This window comes from Streptomyces broussonetiae, assembly GCF_009796285.1.
Classification (GTDB): Bacteria; Actinomycetota; Actinomycetes; order Streptomycetales; family Streptomycetaceae; genus Streptomyces; species Streptomyces broussonetiae.
Genome location: NZ_CP047020.1, coordinates 8,965,941 through 8,981,625, shown reverse-complemented (window position 1 = coordinate 8,981,625; position 15,685 = coordinate 8,965,941). Strand labels below are relative to the sequence as shown.

The 15,685-nt window shown below is 71.8% G+C and carries 15 protein-coding genes and 1 pseudogene; 9 read left to right on the top strand and 7 right to left on the bottom strand.

All coding sequences use genetic code 11. The features are described 5' to 3' along the window. Window positions 1–40: 40 nt before the first annotated feature. A complete protein-coding gene (locus GQF42_RS40865) occupies window positions 41–1,492 on the bottom strand; it encodes a purine-cytosine permease family protein (RefSeq protein WP_199272977.1) in 1,452 nt (483 codons plus the stop codon). Window positions 1,493–1,591: 99 nt separating this feature from the next. Continuing rightward, window positions 1,592–2,470 carry a polysaccharide deacetylase family protein gene (locus tag GQF42_RS40860; RefSeq protein ID WP_158928506.1) on the bottom strand — a complete coding sequence of 293 codons (879 nt, stop codon included), beginning with the start codon at window positions 2,468–2,470 and terminating at the stop codon, window positions 1,592–1,594. A 267-nt stretch (window positions 2,471–2,737) separates the two neighbouring features. On the opposite strand from GQF42_RS40860, the gene GQF42_RS40855 reads away from it, so the two are divergent. Continuing rightward, entirely contained in the window at window positions 2,738–3,289 is a 552-nt protein-coding gene (locus GQF42_RS40855; protein ID WP_158928504.1) for a YciI family protein, read from the top strand. Window positions 3,290–3,372: 83 nt separating this feature from the next. Beyond that, a pseudogene (locus tag GQF42_RS46450) lies at window positions 3,373–3,534 on the top strand (50S ribosomal protein L31); the annotation flags it as partial. A 65-nt stretch (window positions 3,535–3,599) separates the two neighbouring features. On the opposite strand, the gene rpmG reads toward GQF42_RS46450, so the two are convergent. Then, window positions 3,600–3,764: a 50S ribosomal protein L33 gene (rpmG, locus tag GQF42_RS46445; protein ID WP_153537563.1), complete on the bottom strand. Its 165-nt coding sequence runs from the start codon at window positions 3,762–3,764 to the stop codon at window positions 3,600–3,602. A gap of 353 nt (window positions 3,765–4,117) precedes the next feature. Between rpmG and GQF42_RS40840 the strand changes: the two genes are divergently transcribed. After that, entirely contained in the window at window positions 4,118–5,398 is a 1,281-nt protein-coding gene (locus GQF42_RS40840; RefSeq protein ID WP_158928502.1) for a serine hydrolase domain-containing protein, read from the top strand. A 30-nt stretch (window positions 5,399–5,428) separates the two neighbouring features. Here GQF42_RS40840 and GQF42_RS40835 read toward each other — a convergent pair whose 3' ends face one another. After that, window positions 5,429–6,340 (bottom strand): ABC transporter permease, encoded by a 912-nt coding sequence (locus tag GQF42_RS40835; RefSeq protein WP_158928500.1) that lies wholly within the window; start codon window positions 6,338–6,340, stop codon window positions 5,429–5,431. Window positions 6,341–6,348: 8 nt separating this feature from the next. Beyond that, window positions 6,349–7,269 carry an ABC transporter ATP-binding protein gene (locus GQF42_RS40830; RefSeq protein WP_199272975.1) on the bottom strand — a complete coding sequence of 307 codons (921 nt, stop codon included), beginning with the start codon at window positions 7,267–7,269 and terminating at the stop codon, window positions 6,349–6,351. Window positions 7,270–7,400: 131 nt separating this feature from the next. Between GQF42_RS40830 and GQF42_RS47055 the strand changes: the two genes are divergently transcribed. The 5 genes from GQF42_RS47055 to GQF42_RS40805 all read left to right on the top strand — a co-directional run bounded on the left by GQF42_RS47055 (window position 7,401) and on the right by GQF42_RS40805 (window position 12,804). Beyond that, window positions 7,401–8,579, top strand: coding sequence for a sensor histidine kinase (locus GQF42_RS47055; RefSeq protein WP_158928496.1), 1,179 nt, complete (start codon window positions 7,401–7,403; stop codon window positions 8,577–8,579). Then, a complete protein-coding gene (locus GQF42_RS40820) occupies window positions 8,576–9,235 on the top strand; it encodes a response regulator (RefSeq protein WP_158928494.1) in 660 nt (219 codons plus the stop codon). The genes GQF42_RS47055 and GQF42_RS40820 overlap by 4 nt, the downstream gene beginning before the upstream one ends. Window positions 9,236–9,511: 276 nt before the next feature. Further along, window positions 9,512–10,426: a dioxygenase family protein gene (locus GQF42_RS40815; protein ID WP_158928492.1), complete on the top strand. Its 915-nt coding sequence runs from the start codon at window positions 9,512–9,514 to the stop codon at window positions 10,424–10,426. An 82-nt stretch (window positions 10,427–10,508) separates the two neighbouring features. Next, on the top strand, window positions 10,509–11,564 hold the full coding sequence (locus GQF42_RS40810; protein WP_158928490.1) for a maleylacetate reductase: 1,056 nt from the start codon (window positions 10,509–10,511) through the stop codon (window positions 11,562–11,564). 148 nt (window positions 11,565–11,712) lie between these two features. After that, entirely contained in the window at window positions 11,713–12,804 is a 1,092-nt protein-coding gene (locus GQF42_RS40805) for a fatty acid desaturase family protein (protein WP_158928488.1), read from the top strand. Between the two features lie 156 nt (window positions 12,805–12,960). Here GQF42_RS40805 and GQF42_RS40800 read toward each other — a convergent pair whose 3' ends face one another. Next, window positions 12,961–13,743: an AraC family transcriptional regulator gene (locus GQF42_RS40800; RefSeq protein WP_158928486.1), complete on the bottom strand. Its 783-nt coding sequence runs from the start codon at window positions 13,741–13,743 to the stop codon at window positions 12,961–12,963. Window positions 13,744–13,828: 85 nt separating this feature from the next. Between GQF42_RS40800 and GQF42_RS40795 the strand changes: the two genes are divergently transcribed. Further along, on the top strand, window positions 13,829–14,632 hold the full coding sequence (locus GQF42_RS40795; protein ID WP_199272974.1) for a sulfite exporter TauE/SafE family protein: 804 nt from the start codon (window positions 13,829–13,831) through the stop codon (window positions 14,630–14,632). A gap of 25 nt (window positions 14,633–14,657) precedes the next feature. On the opposite strand, the gene gap is transcribed toward GQF42_RS40795, so the two are convergent. Continuing rightward, window positions 14,658–15,656, bottom strand: a complete 999-nt coding sequence (gene gap / locus GQF42_RS40790; RefSeq protein ID WP_158928482.1) for a type I glyceraldehyde-3-phosphate dehydrogenase — start codon at window positions 15,654–15,656, stop codon at window positions 14,658–14,660. Between the last annotated feature and the right edge of the window lie 29 nt (window positions 15,657–15,685).

The window sequence follows — 15,685 nt, the reverse complement described above, 5'->3', positions numbered from 1 at the left end:
GGCCACCAGCGCCCGGCACGTCACGACGCGCACCCGTGGTTCAGGGCTCGCGGTGTTCGTGTGCCGCCTGTTCCAGCGCCACCGCCTCCGCCTGGGCCAGGCGGGTCTCGGCCGCCACGTCGATCGAGCGGGTCAGCCACCAGTACAGCAGCGCGGAGACCGGCAGCCCGATGAACAGGGAGATGTCGGCGCCTCCGAGGACCTTGGCGGCGGGGCCGACGTACAGGGTGCCGACGGAGAAGAAGGGGATCATGGCGGCGAAGCCGACGAGGTACGCGATGATGCCGTGCCAGCCCCAACGACCGTAGATCCCGCGGGGGTTGAAGATCTCGGCGATGGCGTAGTGGCCACGGCGCACGATGTAGTAGTCCATGAGGTTGACCGCGGTCCACGGGATGAAGAGGTACAGCACGAGCAGCAGGAAGTTGTTGAAGTTCTGCAGGAAGTTGGCGGTCGCGGCCAGCGCACCGACCAGGGAGAGGGCCGCGGTCAGGCCGATGGTCAGCAGCCGTACGCCCAGTGTCGGACGTACCCGTCTGAACGAGTCGATACCGCTGATGAGGGTGAGCGAGCCGCCGTACATGTTCAGGGCGGTGACGGACACCAGGCCCAGGGCGGCGAAGAGCAGTACGATCGCGCCGAAGCCGTTGAACACCTTGTCGCCCGCCGCGTTGATCGACTTGATCGTGTCGAAGTCCTTGCCCGCCCAGGCCGCCAGCAGGGTGCCGAGCACCATCAGCCAGATGCCGCCGAGCGCGGAACCGAAGTACGTCCAGTAGAAGGTCTTGCGGACCGTGACGTCGGGCGGGAGGTAGCGCGAGTAGTCGGATACGTAGATGGCCCAGCTGATCTGGTAACCGGCGACCACGCCGAACTGGGCCAGGAACGGCGTCCACTTGAAGGCGCCGAGGTCGAAGGAGCCCGCCGGGTAGTGCAGGGTGACGAGGATGCCGACGGTGAAGATCCCGAAGATCACCAGGAAGGCGTACGTGAGGATCCGCTCGGCCTTGTGGATGATGTCGTAGCCCACCAACGCGATGACGAGCGCGACCACGGTGACCACGACGACCCACAGCTTCACGCTGCCGTGCAGGGTGGTGTGCAGGGAGTCGGCGGCGAGGATGCTGTTGAAGACGTTGAACCCGGCGTACTGCACATAGGCGAAGAGCCACACCAGCAGGGCGCCGACGTAGCCGAACTGGGGGCGTGACTGGATCATCTGCGGCAGGCCCAGCTGCGGGCCCTGCGCCGAGTGGAAGGCCATGAAGAACGTGCCGACGGCGGTGCCGACGACGATGGCCAGCAGCGACCAGATCAGGTTGCCGCCCGAGGTGATGCTGATGAGCCCCACGGCCAGAGTGGCGATCTGGGCGTTGGACATGAACCACAAGGGGCCCAGATGCCAGAGTTTGCCGTGCCGCTCGTCCAGCGGGACGTAGTCGATGGACCGGACCTCAAGACCGGACACCCTGGGCTCTACTGATGTGCTCATGACGCCTCCCGCACCCGGACCGCCTCTGGGACACATTGTTCTCCCGCACGGGCGCGGTGACGAGTGGTGGGACGCAGGTCGGGGTTCACGCTCCCCGGGTCATGCGTGCAGGGAGTCCGAGAGGCGGACGAAGCGGTGGCCGGTGGCCAGCAGGTGCGGGACGGCGCTCGCGATGCCCTTGGCGGTGCCGCCCTCGGGGTGGTTCATGTGGCACAGCACGATGGAACCGCCCGGAGCCGCAGCGACGGTCTCGTGGACCTGCTCGTGGGTGAAGGTCGCACCGCCGTCACCGTTGACGGAGAAGCTGACGAAACGCTCCCCGAGGTCGCGGACGATCTGTGCCGCGACGTCGTCGCAGTAGGCGGTACCGGAACGGAAGTAGCGGGGCGGGGCGCCCAGCAGCCGGGTCAGCTCGGCGCGGTTCCCGGCGATCTCGTCGTACACCTCGCCGGCGCTGCGGGTGCCGGGGATGCCGTACGCGGAGCGGCCGCTGACCGACAGCGGACGGTGCCGGGTGCCGTGGTTGGCGATCTCGAACTGCGGCTCGGCGGCCAGTTGGTGGAACTGAGCGGGGTTGGCGTCGATCCAGCGGGAGTTGATGAACAGCGTCGCCGGGATGTGCCGTGTGCGCAGGAAATCGATCAGCGCACGGTCGTAACCGCTGCCGCCCGGGCCACCGCACGCGTCGAAGGTCAGCGCGATCTCCTTCTTCGCGCCCGGCAGGGAGTGGACCACTCCCGGCGCGTCGAAGCCCCAGGAATGCGGCACGCTGTGCCCGTAACGGGCCACGACCTGAGCGCGGGTGACGATCTGCCGGTTCGCGGCCGTCGTCGCCGAGGGGGTGGCGCCGGAGGCCTGCGGGGCGGGGGCCGTCTGCGACGGCCCGGTGGCGGCGGAGGCGTCCTTCTGCCGGCCCGCGCATCCGGCGAGCAGGCCCCCCGCCATGACAGCGAGCACCGCGCGACGACCGGCAGTCATCCGTCCGCTCCTCCACACCCGATCGAACACACCTGGTGACAGACCGCCGTATCCGACGACCGCCCACATCGGCAACCGTACGCAGCGGATCGGCCGCGACCGTGAAGACACCGGTAAGCGCGGGTAAGAGATCACCCAGAATCACCCGACGTGGTGGCGGACCCGGCACGGCATCGGCTCTGCACGGAGCCCTCGTACCGGGCGCCGGAACGGGTCTGTGCAAACCCGGTTGAGATCCCGCTCCGCGGTGCGGAAGGGTCTGCGGTCATGGAGTTCTTCTGCTACCACCGTGACCGGCCGGGCTCGCTGCCACTGCGTGAGGAGTTGCGCGAAGAGCACTGGTCCTACATGGACCGGTTCGCGAAGGAGATGATCGCCCGCGGCCCGACCTTCGCCACCGACGGCGAGACACCCACCGGCAGCGTGCATATCGTCGAGTTGCCGGATCCCGGCGCTGCCCGCGCCTTCGCCTTCGACGAGCCCGGCTACCAGGCCGGTGTCTACCGGGACGTGCTGCTGCGCCGTTGGCGCAATCTGCTGGGACGCACGATGTGGGACTTCCCCGGCGGCCGGACCGGCGGGAACAGGTTTCTGGTGCTCGGCCTCGGCGCGGAGCGCGCGGCCGGGCCTCCCCCGCCGGCCGGCCGGGACGAGTTGATCGCGTACGGGCCGCTGCTGTCGGACGACGGCACGGCCTGGCTGGGCACGGCGGCGCTGGTCCGGGCGCCGGACCCGGACACGGCACGGGCCGTCCTGACCGCGGGCCGGTACGCCGACATCGAGGTGCACGAGTGGGAGTTCGGCGGACGCCGGACGTGAACGCGCACCGACGGCCCGGCCCCGCGCAGGACGGGTACCGGGCCGGGCGCCTTCCGCCGGGAGGTCGTTCCACGAGGCCGGTCATCCGCCCCGCGTCCCGGCCGGCCTTCCTCGGCGACCGGGCCGCCGACGCGTTCTCGCCGACCCGTTCGACCGCAAGCGCCAGTCACCCGTTCTCCACCGGGACGGCGCGGGTCGTGGAGACCGCCGGCCGCGTCGGGCGCTTCGAGCGCCGCCACGGCCGCGCGGCGACCACCCCTCGCGGCCGACGTCGGCCCGGGCCGTCCGTCCGAGGGCGCGGCGGCGTGGTTCAGCGTTCCTCGCGGAAGGTGACGTGGCGGCCGGCGACCGGGTCGTACTTGCGCAGGACCAGTCGGTCGGGATCGCTCAGGCGGTTCTTCCGCGTCACGTAGGTGACGCCGGTGCCCGCCGTGGACTTCAGCCGGACGACGGGGCGCACGGTGCTGCGTGCCATGGTGTCTCTCCTTTCACCCACATACTCGATCTTGGCCCGAGCATGTCAGCCATCGTGCACAACAGCACGGGACGCCGTGCCATTCCCCTGCCCGGCGCGGGCGAGGGGCACGTGATCAAAAGCCGGGGTGTGACCCGGTCCCCTCGCCGTGCGGCTGTGCGGCGCCTCAAGGTCGACTCCGCGTACGGGTATGCGACGCACCCCGGCACCTCCTCCTGGAGCAGGAGTGGTTCCACCTCCGCCGGCCACACGCGCGTACCGCTGTTGATCATCCCTGCGGAGGAGGTGCGGCCCATCCATGACACACGAGGATGTTCGGGTCATGTTCGGCCGTCACGGAAGAGGTACCCGCCTTGCGCATCTCCCGGTTAGTCGCAACCGCCCTGAGCGCCACGCTGCTGCTGACCGTCGCGGCACCGGCCGCCTCCGCCGACGCGAGACCCACGGCCGGGCCGGCCGCGCTGGACAGGCCGGCGCTCGACCGGTCGCTCGCCGCCGTCCACGACGCGGGCATGTACGGCATCCAGTCCTCGGCGCGCGACGGCTCCGACCGGTGGACCGGCGCGGCCGGAGTCGCCGACGTGGACACGGGACGCCCGGTGCAGCCGGGCATGCGGCAGCGGATCGGCAGCATCAGCAAGACCTTCACCGCCGTGGCCGTGCTCCAGCAGGTCGAGCGCGGCCGGATCGACCTCGACGCGCCCATCGGCGACTACCTGCCGGACCTGATCCCGGGGGAGCGCGGCCGCGAGATCACCGTCCGCATGCTCCTCGACCACACCAGCGGCATCGGCGACTACGTCCTCGGCGCCTTCCCCTCGCTCGCGCACGGTTCGACCGCCAGCCTCGACGAGGACCGCTTCCGCTCCATCGCACCCGAGGAACTGGTCCGGCTCGGCCTGGCCGCGCCCACCACCGGACGCCCCGGCGAGAAGTGGTCGTACTCCAACACCAACTACGTCATCGCCGGGCTGCTGCTCGCCAGAGTCACCGGCCAGGACCCGGAGACGTACATCACCCGCCACGTCATCGACCGGGCCGGGCTGCGGCACACCTCCTACCCGCGCACCCCGTACATCCAGGGCCCGCACGCCCGTATGTACGAGAACTTCTACGGGCTGATCGATCCGCCGCGCGACTACAGCGTCTACGACATGTCCTGGGCCTACACGGCCGGGGCGGTCGTCTCCACCACCGAGGACCTGAACCGGTTCTACCGCGCCCTGCTCGGCGGACAGCTCGTCGGACCGGCCGCCCTCAAACAGATGCAGACCACGGTCCCCGCGACCGGAATGGACTACGGACTCGGCATCTACGCCCTCGACATTCCCGGCTGCGGCCGCTTCTGGGGACACGACGGCGCGGTCTTCGGCGCCGGCACCATCGCCCTGTCCAGCCCCGACGGCAGGCGCCAGGTCGCCGCGGGCTGGAACCTCATGAAGTACGAGCGCCTCAAGTCCGACGGCACCGGCTTCGAACCCAGCGCGATCGACGACGCCCTGAACCACCACGTCGTCACCGCCCTGTGCCCCTCGGCCACACCGGCTTCGGCCCGCTCGGCGACTGCCTCGCTCCAGCGGGCGCTGACCGGAACGGACCTCTCACCCACCTCCTGGGTCACGGTCCTGCGCTGACGGCACGTCACCGGGCCTCGCCCGCCGACGTCACACGTCCCGGCGCCTGACCGCCAGCACCGCGAGAACGACCGTGATCAGCGGCCACAGCCCGTACACGAGCCAGGAACCGGACACCGTGGCGCTGAACACGGGGGCGTGGGGATCCGGTTGCCAGTTCTGGACCAGGCGCCGCCAGGCGGTGGCGACCATGGCGTGGTTGACGTCTGCGGACCACCGCTTGCTCGGTGAGAAGACCGTGGGCAGCATCAGCAGCGTGAAGGCACAGACGGCCGTCGTCGCGGCGCTGTGCCGGATCAGGACGCCCAGGCCCAGACCGGTCAGCGCGCAGACGAGGGCCAGCAGCGCGGACGCCACCAGTGCGCGCGCCACTCCGGGATGGGTGAGCGCGACTCCGGCGTGCCGCCCGTCCAGGATGGCCTGGGAGACGAAGAAAGAGGCGAAGGAGACCGCCGTACCCACGACGGTCCACAGCAGCGCGGTGACGGTCGCCTTGGCCAGGACGACCGAGCCGCGGGCGGGTACGGCCACGGTGGTGGTGCGGATCAGACCGCTGCCGTACTCGCTCACCACGGTGATGGCGCCGACACCGCCGGCGACGAGCATCAGCGTCATGCAACCGGCCGGCGGATACGCGTCGAAGGGCAGGAAACCGGGCGGCTGGTGCGCTCCGGTGCCGACGCCCGCCAGGTTGCGGTAGTCCGCCAGGGCCGCCACCGCCGCGGATCCAAGGGCGAAGAGGGCGGCGAGGGCGACCGTCCACCATGTCGAGCGCAGCGAACGCGTCTTGATCCACTCGGAGGCGATCAAGTCGGCGAAGCGGGCGGGGGGTTCGGCGACACTCGAGTTCGGACCCGGCGTCGAGGCTTGAATCGAGGCCGGGGCCGGGGCCGGGGCCGGGGCCGGGGTCGGGGTCGGGGAGAGTGACGGCGGCGTGTTCATCGACCGTTTCATCGGCGCTGTCCCGCCAGATGTTCGACGCTGTCCGCGGTCAGTTCCATGAAGGCCTCCTCCAGCGAGGCGGTCTGTGGTGTCAGCTCGTTCAACTGGATCCGGTGCTGCAGCGCGAGCGCTCCGATCCGTTCCGCGGACAGGCCGGTGACGACGATTCCTCCGGCTTGCGCCCGGCCCCGCGGTGCGACCGACGCGCCTGCCCGGGTCAGGACCGCCGCCAGTTCCCCGGCACGCGGGCTGGCGACGACCACACCCGGACGGGTGCCGCGGGCGGCGAAGTCCGCCAGCGGCTCGGCGGCGATCAGCCGGCCCCGGCCGATGACAACGAGGTCGTCGGCGGTGTTCTCCATCTCCGACATCAGATGGCTGGAGAGGAAGACGGTGCGGCCCTCGGCCGCCAGGCGCCGGAACAGCAGTCGTACCCACAGAACGCCTTCCGGGTCCATGCCGTTGGTCGGCTCGTCGAACATCAGGACCGGCGGGTCGCCGAGCAGGGCGGTCGCGATGCCCAGCCGCTGTTTCATGCCGAGCGAGAACCCGCCGATACGGCGCTTCGCCGCAGCGGCCAGCCCCACTTCTTCGACCACCTCCGTCACCCGACGCGGCGGGATGCCGTTGCTGCGGGCGAGCGCGGACAGATGGGCCGTCGCGGTGCGTCCGCCGTGGACGTGGGTGGCGTCCAGGAGGGCGCCCACGTGCCGCAGTCCGCGCGCGTGGCCGCGGAAGGGCACACCGCCGACGGTGGCGGTGCCGGCCGTCGGTGTGTCCAGGCCGAGGATCATCCGCAAGGTGGTGGTTTTGCCGGCTCCGTTGGGTCCGAGGAATCCGGATACCCGGCCCGGTCGCACGGTGAAGGACAGGCCGTCGACGGCCGTACTGCCGCCGTAGCGCTTGGTGAGTTCGCTGACTTCGATCACGAGACCACCGTGCCGGGCGGCGCAGCGCCCGGGCATCGGGCCGTGGACGGCAATGGCCGCCGCCTCAGGGGCCCACAGGTGTACATCCCCGGGCCGATGCCGGGCGGGTGACGGCTGGTTAGTCTCGCCGCATGATCACCACACGAACGACGGTCGCGGACTGGGCGTGCGGCATGCTGTACGTCTTCCTGGTGCTGGTCCTGGTGGCGGGCGCGCCGCGGGCCTCGGGTGTCCTGCATGCCACGGGGGCGCTGCTGGCGGTGAGCGTGCTGGCCGGTGTGGTGCGGCGGCACCCGTCGGCGGCTCTGGCGCTGACACTGCTCGGGGCCACCGCTGTGGTGGTCGTCCCGCAACGCCCTCACGTCGGGACGCTGACCTTGTCGTACCAAGCTCCGTTCCTGTCGTTCCTGGCGGTGGACCTCGTCCTCGGATGCATCGTCGCCGCCCGCACCCGGCGGGTCGGCCTGTTCACCGTGGCCGTGGCGTTCACCGTGCAGGCGCTGGTGATCGGCACCTTCTCCCACGGGGACTATCTGACCCTCAACGGTGTCATCGGCCTGCTGGCGCTGGTCGCGTCCTGCACGGTCGCGCTGCTGATGCGCGAACGCCGTGAGCACGCGGTGGCACTGCGCGCCCAGGAGGTGGCGGAGGCCGTCACGGCCGAACGGCTGCGGATCGCAAGGGAGTTGCACGACATGGTCGCGCACAGCGTCGGCATCGTCACCATCCAGGCCGGGGTGGGCAGCCGGGTCATCGACACTCAGCCCGAGGAGGCGCGCGCGGCGTTGCGGGCCATTGAGGCCACCAGCCGGCAGAGCCTGACCGGCCTACGGCGCACCCTGGTGGCGCTGCGTCAGGCCGAGCCGGACATGACGGGCGCCGAGTGGGAGGCGCTCGCGCCCACGCCGGGTCTCGCGGACCTCGAACGGCTGGCGGCGGCCACCGCGGACGCGGGAGTGCTGGTCGAGGTTCGGGTCAGCGGGGAGCAGCGGCCCTTGCCGGCCGACCTGGATCTGGCCGCCTACCGTATCGTGCAGGAGGCGCTGACCAACGTGGTCCGCCACGCGGGCACCGGGCACTGCCGGGTGGCCGTCGGGTACGGGGGCGAGGAACTGACGGTGGAGATCGTCGACGACGGGCGCGGTACCGGTGTGCCCGGTCCGGGGCATGGCTTCGGCATCATCGGCATGCGGGAGCGGGTGGGGCTGTTGCGGGGCCGGCTCAGCGCCGGGCCGCGTCCGGAGGGCGGCTTCCGGGTGGTGGCGCGGCTGCCGCTGCCTGAGGGCGCCGACGTCGCGGCGGCCCGATGACGACCCGGGTCGTCATCGCCGACGACCAGCCGCTGGTGCGGTCCGGGCTGCGCGTGCTCATGACCGACCATCCCGACCTGGAGGTCGTCGGCGAGGCCGCCACCGGTGAAGAGGCCGTGCGCCTGGTCGAGGCCGTCGCGGCGGACGTCGTGGTGATGGACATCAGGATGCCCGGCATGGACGGTATCGAGGCCACCCGCCGGATCACGGCCGGCCCGACGGCGGCGCGTGTCCTCGTCCTGACCACCTTCGACGAGGACGACCACGTCTACGGCGCGCTGCGGGCCGGGGCGAGCGGCTTCGTCGTCAAGGACATGGCGCTGGACGACATCCTCGGCGCGATCCGCGTGGTTGCCGCCGGAGACGCGCTGATCGCCCCCGGGGTGACCCGCCGGCTGATCGCGGATTTCGCCGGCCGCACCACGGCCGCCCCGCAGCGCCCCGCCCGCGCCCTGGACGGCATCACCGAGCGGGAACGCGAGGTGCTGACCCTGGTCGGACGCGGCCGGTCCAACAGCGAGATCGCCGAGGACCTCTTCATCAGTGTCGCCACCGCCAAGTCGCATGTCTCACGCCTGTTCACCAAACTGGGTGCCCGGGACCGGGTGCAGCTGGTGATCGCCGCGTACGAGACCGGGCTGGTCAGGCCGCACTGAGCCTGCCGGGACCGGGCCGGCGGCTCCTCACCGGGCGCGCACCAAGCGGTCGCCGTCCGGACGGAGCCCGGCGGCGAGCGTCAGGCCGCTCTCCGCGTCGATCCCCGTGCAACGTCGCGCACGGTCACGCCGAGGTGCGTGTCGACGGGCCGTCGCGGCCGTCCTTCTCCTCCGCGGCTCGGCGTTTCATAATGCTCGGCACCGGTCCTGCCGTAATCCCCCACCATCAGGCCGGCTGCGGCGCCACCACGTCCCAGCGGGCCGGGAAGCCGAGAGATGACCGAAGACACCCAGGAAGCGCGCGCCGTCCCGCTGTCGGGGCTGTTCGAGGCGGAGCGCTCCGCGGAGATCGTCGCCGCGAGCCTCGCCGGCACGACCGACGAACGCCTCAAGGAGATCCTCTCCTCCCTGGTGCGGCACACGCACGCCTTCGTCAAGGAGGTCGGACTCAGCGCCGAGGAGTGGGCCGCGGGCATCCGCTTTCTCACCGAGACCGGGCAGAAGTGCGACGACACCCGGCAGGAGTTCATCCTGCTGTCCGATGTGCTGGGTGTGTCGATGCTGGTGGACGCGGTGAACCAGCCGGCCGACGGCCGGCTCACCGAGTCGACCGTGGAGGGCCCCTTCCACATGGTCGACTCGCCTGCGCGCAGCCTTGGCGACAGCACTGACGAGGCCGGCCGGGGCGGTGAACCGTGCCTGGTCACCGGCCGGGTCGTGGACACCGACGGCCGGCCCGTGGCGGGCGCGGGCATCGACGTGTGGCAGGCCGACGCGGACGGCTTCTACGACGTGCAGCGGCCCGGCGAGGTCCCGGAGCGCAATCTGCGCGGTCTGTTCACCGCCGACGCCGACGGCCGGTTCTGGTTCCGCACCATCGTGCCGCGCTACTACCCGGTCCCCACCGACGGACCGGTGGGCACCCTGCTCAAGGCCACCGGGCGGCACTCCTACCGGGCCGCGCACATCCACCTCGAGGTGTCCGCGCCCGGCATCCGTACCCTGACCACCCACCTGTTCGTGGACGGGTCGCCGTATCTGGACTCCGATGCCGTCTTCGGCGTCAAGGAGAGCCTGATCCGCACCTTCGCCCAGGTCGACGACCCGGCCCGGGCGGCCGGGCACGGGCTGCCCAACCCGTTCCGCCATGCCGACTTCCCCGTCACCGTCCGCCGAGAGGCCCGGCCCTGACCGAACCGGCGTAACCGACTGCGCCCGCACCACACTGTGTTGACGCTGCGTCAGGCACATCGAGATCACCGGAGGTTTGACCATGTCCGAGCGCGCCACCGGGCAGATCACCGTCCACGAGACCCTGCCCTCCCGGGTCCTCGTCGGTGCCGGTGCCCGCCGCGCCGTCCCCGAGGAGACCGAACGGCTCGGCTCCCGGCGGGTGTTGCTCATTGCGTCGGGCTCGGCCCGGGCGGTCGCCGACGACCTGGCAGGGGCCCTCGGTCCCCGCCTGGCGGGGCGCTTCGACCGGCCCGTGGTGCACACCCCGGTCGCCGTCACCGACGAGGCGCTCGAGCTGCTGCGCGAGGTGGACGCGGACAGTGTGGTGGCCCTCGGCGGCGGCTCGGCCATCGGCCTGGCCAAGGCGCTGTCGGTGCGCACCGGGCTGCCCCAGGTGGCCGTCCCCACCACGTACGCGGGCTCCGAGGTGACTCCGGTCCTCGGCGAGACGAAGGACGGCGTGAAGACGACCCGCCGCGACCCGGTCATCGCGCCCGGTACGGTTGTCTACGACCCGGAGCTGACCCTCGGCATGCCACCCGGCCTCACCCTGACCAGCGCGCTCAACGCCCTTGCGCACGCGGTCGAGGCACTCTGGGCGCCGAACGCGACCGCCGCGAGCGACGCCCTGGCTACCGAGGCCGCGGACGGCATCCTCACCACCCTTCCGGCGGTGCTCGCGGATCCCGCAAGACTCTCCGGGCGCGAGCGCCTCCAGCAGTCGGCCTGGCTCGCCGGTCTCTGCCTGGCCCAGACCCGGATGGGCCTGCACCACCAGCTCGCCCACGCCCTCGGCGGAACCTTCGAGCTGCCGCACGCCGAACTCCACGCCCTGCTGCTCCCGCACGTCCTCGCCTTCAACCTGCCCGCCGCCCCGAAAGCCGCCGCCAGACTGGCCCGCATCACCGGCGGCGACCCGGTGACGGTCGTCGCGGACCTGGCCCGCGGCCACACGGGCCCGACCACGCTCGAGGCCCTCGGCGTACCGCGCGACGGACTACGGGCCGTCGCGGAGCGGGTCGCGGCGCAGCCCTACCCCAACCCACGCACACCGGACGCGGCCGCGGTGACGCGGCTTCTCGAGAACGCCTGGTGACCGACAGGTCCCACCCCGACATCGAAAACGGCCAGGTCAACGGGTGCGGGGTGGGGGCACCACCCCGGGCTGTGTAGGGACAGCCCCAGGACGGGTCCGGTAACTGGCAGGCTGTTTCGGGCGGAGCGCCGTTCGCAGACTCGTCTGCATGACGATTTCCACCGACACCTCCGTCCCGGCCGCAGCGCCTGCCGCCCGCTCCCGTACGTCCGGCCCGGGAGTGCCCCGCCCCGACGCAGGCAGCGACTTCGCCCGGCTGTCCCGGCGTGTCAGCGAGGCTGGTCTGCTCGAGCGGCGCCCCGGCTACTACACGGCACGGCTCGGTCTGGTGGTCGCGCTGCTGGCCGCGGGCTGGGGTGCCTTCCTCGTCCTCGGCGACAGCTGGTGGCAGCTGGCGGTGGCCGCCTTCCTTGCGCTGATGTTCGGCCAAACCGCTTTGGTGGCACACGACTTGGCGCACCGACAGGTCTTCCGGAGCGCTCGCAGGAGCGAGATCTGGGGCCGGCTCTTCGGAAACCTCGGGATCGGCATGAGCTACGGCTGGTGGATGAACAAACACACCCGCCACCACGCCAACCCCAACCACGAGGAACTCGACCCCGATGTCTCTCCGGACATCCTCGTGTGGTCCACCGAACAGGCCCGCAACAGCCGGGGCCTGGCCCGGCTCGTCGGCGGTCACCAGGCCCTGCTGTTCTTCCCGCTGCTGACGCTCGAGGGGTTCAACCTGCATGTCGCGAGCGTCAGGGCACTGCGCTCGCCCTCGATGAAGAAGCGGCTGCTGGAGGGCGCACTGCTCTTCGTGCACATCGCGGCCTATGTGTCCGCGCTGTTCCTGGTGCTCTCCCCCGGCAAGGCGGTGGCGTTCCTCGCCGTGCACCAGTGCCTCTTCGGTGTCTACCTCGGCTGCACCTTCGCGCCGAACCACAAGGGCATGCCCACGCTCAGCGGTGACGAGCGGCCCGACTTCCTGCGCCGCCAGGTGCTCACCTCCCGCAACGTGCGCGGCGGCCTGCTCACCGACGTGCTGCTCGGCGGGCTCAACTACCAGATCGAGCACCACCTGTTCCCGAGCATGCCCACCCCCCATCTGCGGCGGGCCCAGGTGGTCGTGCGCGCGTACTGTGCGGAGATCGGTGTGCCCTACCACGAGACCGGGCTCGTCCAGTCGTACCGCGAGGCCCTGGTGCACATGCACCGCGTGGGGGAACCGATCAGGCGGCAACGCAAGGCAGTGTGACGCCCTGTCCCGGCGCGCCCGCATCCGGGGTGTTCCTGCGCTGCTGACGCTCTTCCTGTGGGTCCTCGCCGCCCTGCACAGCACGCCGGCATCCCGCTGGACGGACCCCCGCCCCCACCCCGATCCGGCCGCGACGGCTCTCGGACCGGGCCCGCCTCAGGAGGGCCCGGCGCCCAAGGGGGTTGTGGAGAAACGGGACGGCGGCAGGCCGAAGGCCCGGGTGAAGGCCGCGGTCAGGGCGGCGGGAGAGGCGTAGCCGAGGCGGCCGGAGACCTCGGTGACCGATGCCGTGCGCAGCAGCGGGACCGCGGCGAGCAGGCGCGCCCGGGTGCGCCAGGCCGCCGGGCTCTCGCCGGTCTGCGCGCGAAATCGCCGGGTGAAGGCCCGCTCGCTCATGGCCGTCCGCGCGGCCCAGTCGGCGTTGGTGATGCCGGCGTCCGGGGCGGCCAGATAGGCCCGGCAGATCACCGCAAGGTCGGGGGCAGCGGGGATCGCGACGTGGAACGGGAGCGGGGCGCGTGCCGCGATCTCGTGCAGCAAGAGCGCGACGACGCAGCCCGCGCGGCCGGAAAGGCTGTAGTCGGCCTCGAACTCGACGGCGGCCACGAGCAGTTCGCGCAGCAGCGGCGGAACGTCCACGACCGTGCAGGTGGCGGGCCACCAGGGCACGGCGTCCGGCTCGACGTAAAGGCTCCGGGTGCTCACGCCGTCCATGCGGACCCGGTGCCGGGTGGTGGCCGGGATCAGCACGGCCCGCTCGGGGGGCACGGTCCAGGTGCCCTCGGGGGTGTCAACGATCATGACGCCGGTGACGCCGTAGAGGAACTGTGCCCGCCGGTGCTCGTGCCAGTCGAGCAGCTGTCCGGGCGGGTAGTCGGTGCCGATCGGCAGGACGGCTCGGTCGACGTGGTCGTAGTCGGCCAGGGAGACGTTCTTCACCCGGTCCACTCTATGGCCGGGTCTCGAAGAAATGGTGCCGACCATCGCATGCGGGAAGCCCGGTCCGGCTGGTGAAGTGGCTGGCGTGAACATACTGGCACTGCTGGGAATCGGGCTGCTCACCGGAGCGACGACCGTGTTGTTCGGGTTCGGCGGCGGGTTCGTCGCGGTCCCGGTCGTGGTGTGGGCGGACGCCGCCCTCGGCGCGGAGGCGATCCGGGTGGCCACGGCCACCTCGGCCCTGGTCATGCTGGTCAACTCGGGGTTCGCCACGGCCGTCACTGCGCGCCGTGTGCTGTCCGCGCTGCGCGGCAGCGGGGCGCTGCTGCTCCTGCTGGCGGCCGGCGGCACGGTCGGTGCGCTCGCCACCCGCCATGTGCCGGCCGGTGACGCGCGCTGGGGGTTCGTGGCGTACGTCGCCCTCACCATCGCCGACCTGCTGCTGCGCCCCGGGTTCCTGCGTCCGCGTGCGCAGGCGCAGTCGGCCGGCGGTGCGCGGCGTCCGCTGCCGGCCGTGCTCGGGGTGCCGATCGGCGCGGTGGCCGCGTTCCTCGGTGTGGGCGGCAGTGTCATGACCGTCCCCGCGCTGCGCCGGGCCGGTCACCCGATGCGGGTGGCGACCGCGCTGGCCAACCCGCTCACCCTCGCCGTAGCACTGCCGGCCACGGCGCTCTCCCTGTACGGCGCCGCGGGCGTGGCCGCCGGGCGGACGTACCTTCGGCTCGTCGGCCTGGTCGATGTCCGCGCGGCGGCTGCGCTGCTCCTCGGCGCCCTGCCCGTCATCGCGCTCCTGCGCCGACGGCCGCCGCGCATCCCCGACCGCGCCCACGCCTGGGGGTACCTCGCGCTGCTCGGCGTCGTGGAGGCCGCGATGCTGCTGACGGGCTGAGGCGGCCGTTGCGCCGCTCGATCGGTCAGCCGGCGGCGAGGAGTTCGAGGGTGTCGATCACCCGGTTCGAGAAGCCCCACTCGTTGTCGTACCAGGCGACCACCTTGATGCGCCGGCCGTCGACGCGGGTGAGGGCCGAGTCGAAGATGGAGGAGGCGGGGTTGCCCGTGATGTCGGACGACACGAGCGGGTCGTCCGAGTACTCGAGGACGCCGGCCAACGGCCCCTGGGCTGCGGTGCGGTAGGCCTCCAGTACCTCGTCGCGGGTCACGTCCCGGCCGACGGTGGTGTTGAGTTCCACGATCGAACCCACCGGCACGGGCACCCGGATGGAGTCGCCGGACAGCTTGCCGTCGAGGTTCGGCAACACATGACCGATGGCCTTGGCGGCGCCCGTCGTGGTCGGCACGATGTTGACCGCCGCGGCGCGGGCGCGGCGGGCGTCGCGGTGCGGGCCGTCCTGGAGGTTCTGTTCCTGGGTGTACGCGTGCACCGTCGTCATGAACCCGTGCTCGATGCCGGCGAGTTCGTCCAGTACCGCGGCGAGGGGCGCAAGCGCGTTGGTGGTGCAGGAGGCGTTCGAGACGACCGTGTGCAGGGCCGGGTCGTAGGCGTCGGTGTTGACCCCGAAGGCCAGGGTGACGTCGGCGCCGTCCGAGGGGGCGCTCACGAGCACCTTGCGGGCGCCCGCGTCGAGGTGGGCGCGGGCGGCCTTGGCCGAGGTGAAGCGGCCGGTGGCCTCCAGCACGATCTCCACGCCGAGTTCGGCCCACGGCAGCCGCGCCGGGTCGCGCTCGGCGAGCACCCTGATCCGGCGGCCGTCCACGACGAGGTCGTCCCCGTCGGCGTTCACGGGACGGCCGAGCCGGCCGGCCGTGCTGTCGTAGGCGAGGAGCCGGGCCAGCGTGGCGGGCTCGGCGAGGTCGTTGACGGCGACGATCTCGAGGCCGCTGTCGCGTTCCAGCAACGCGCGCAGCACGTTGCGTCCGATGCGGCCGAATCCGTTGATGGCGATGCGCGTCACGGGTGGTGTCCCTCCGGGGTGTTCAGTGT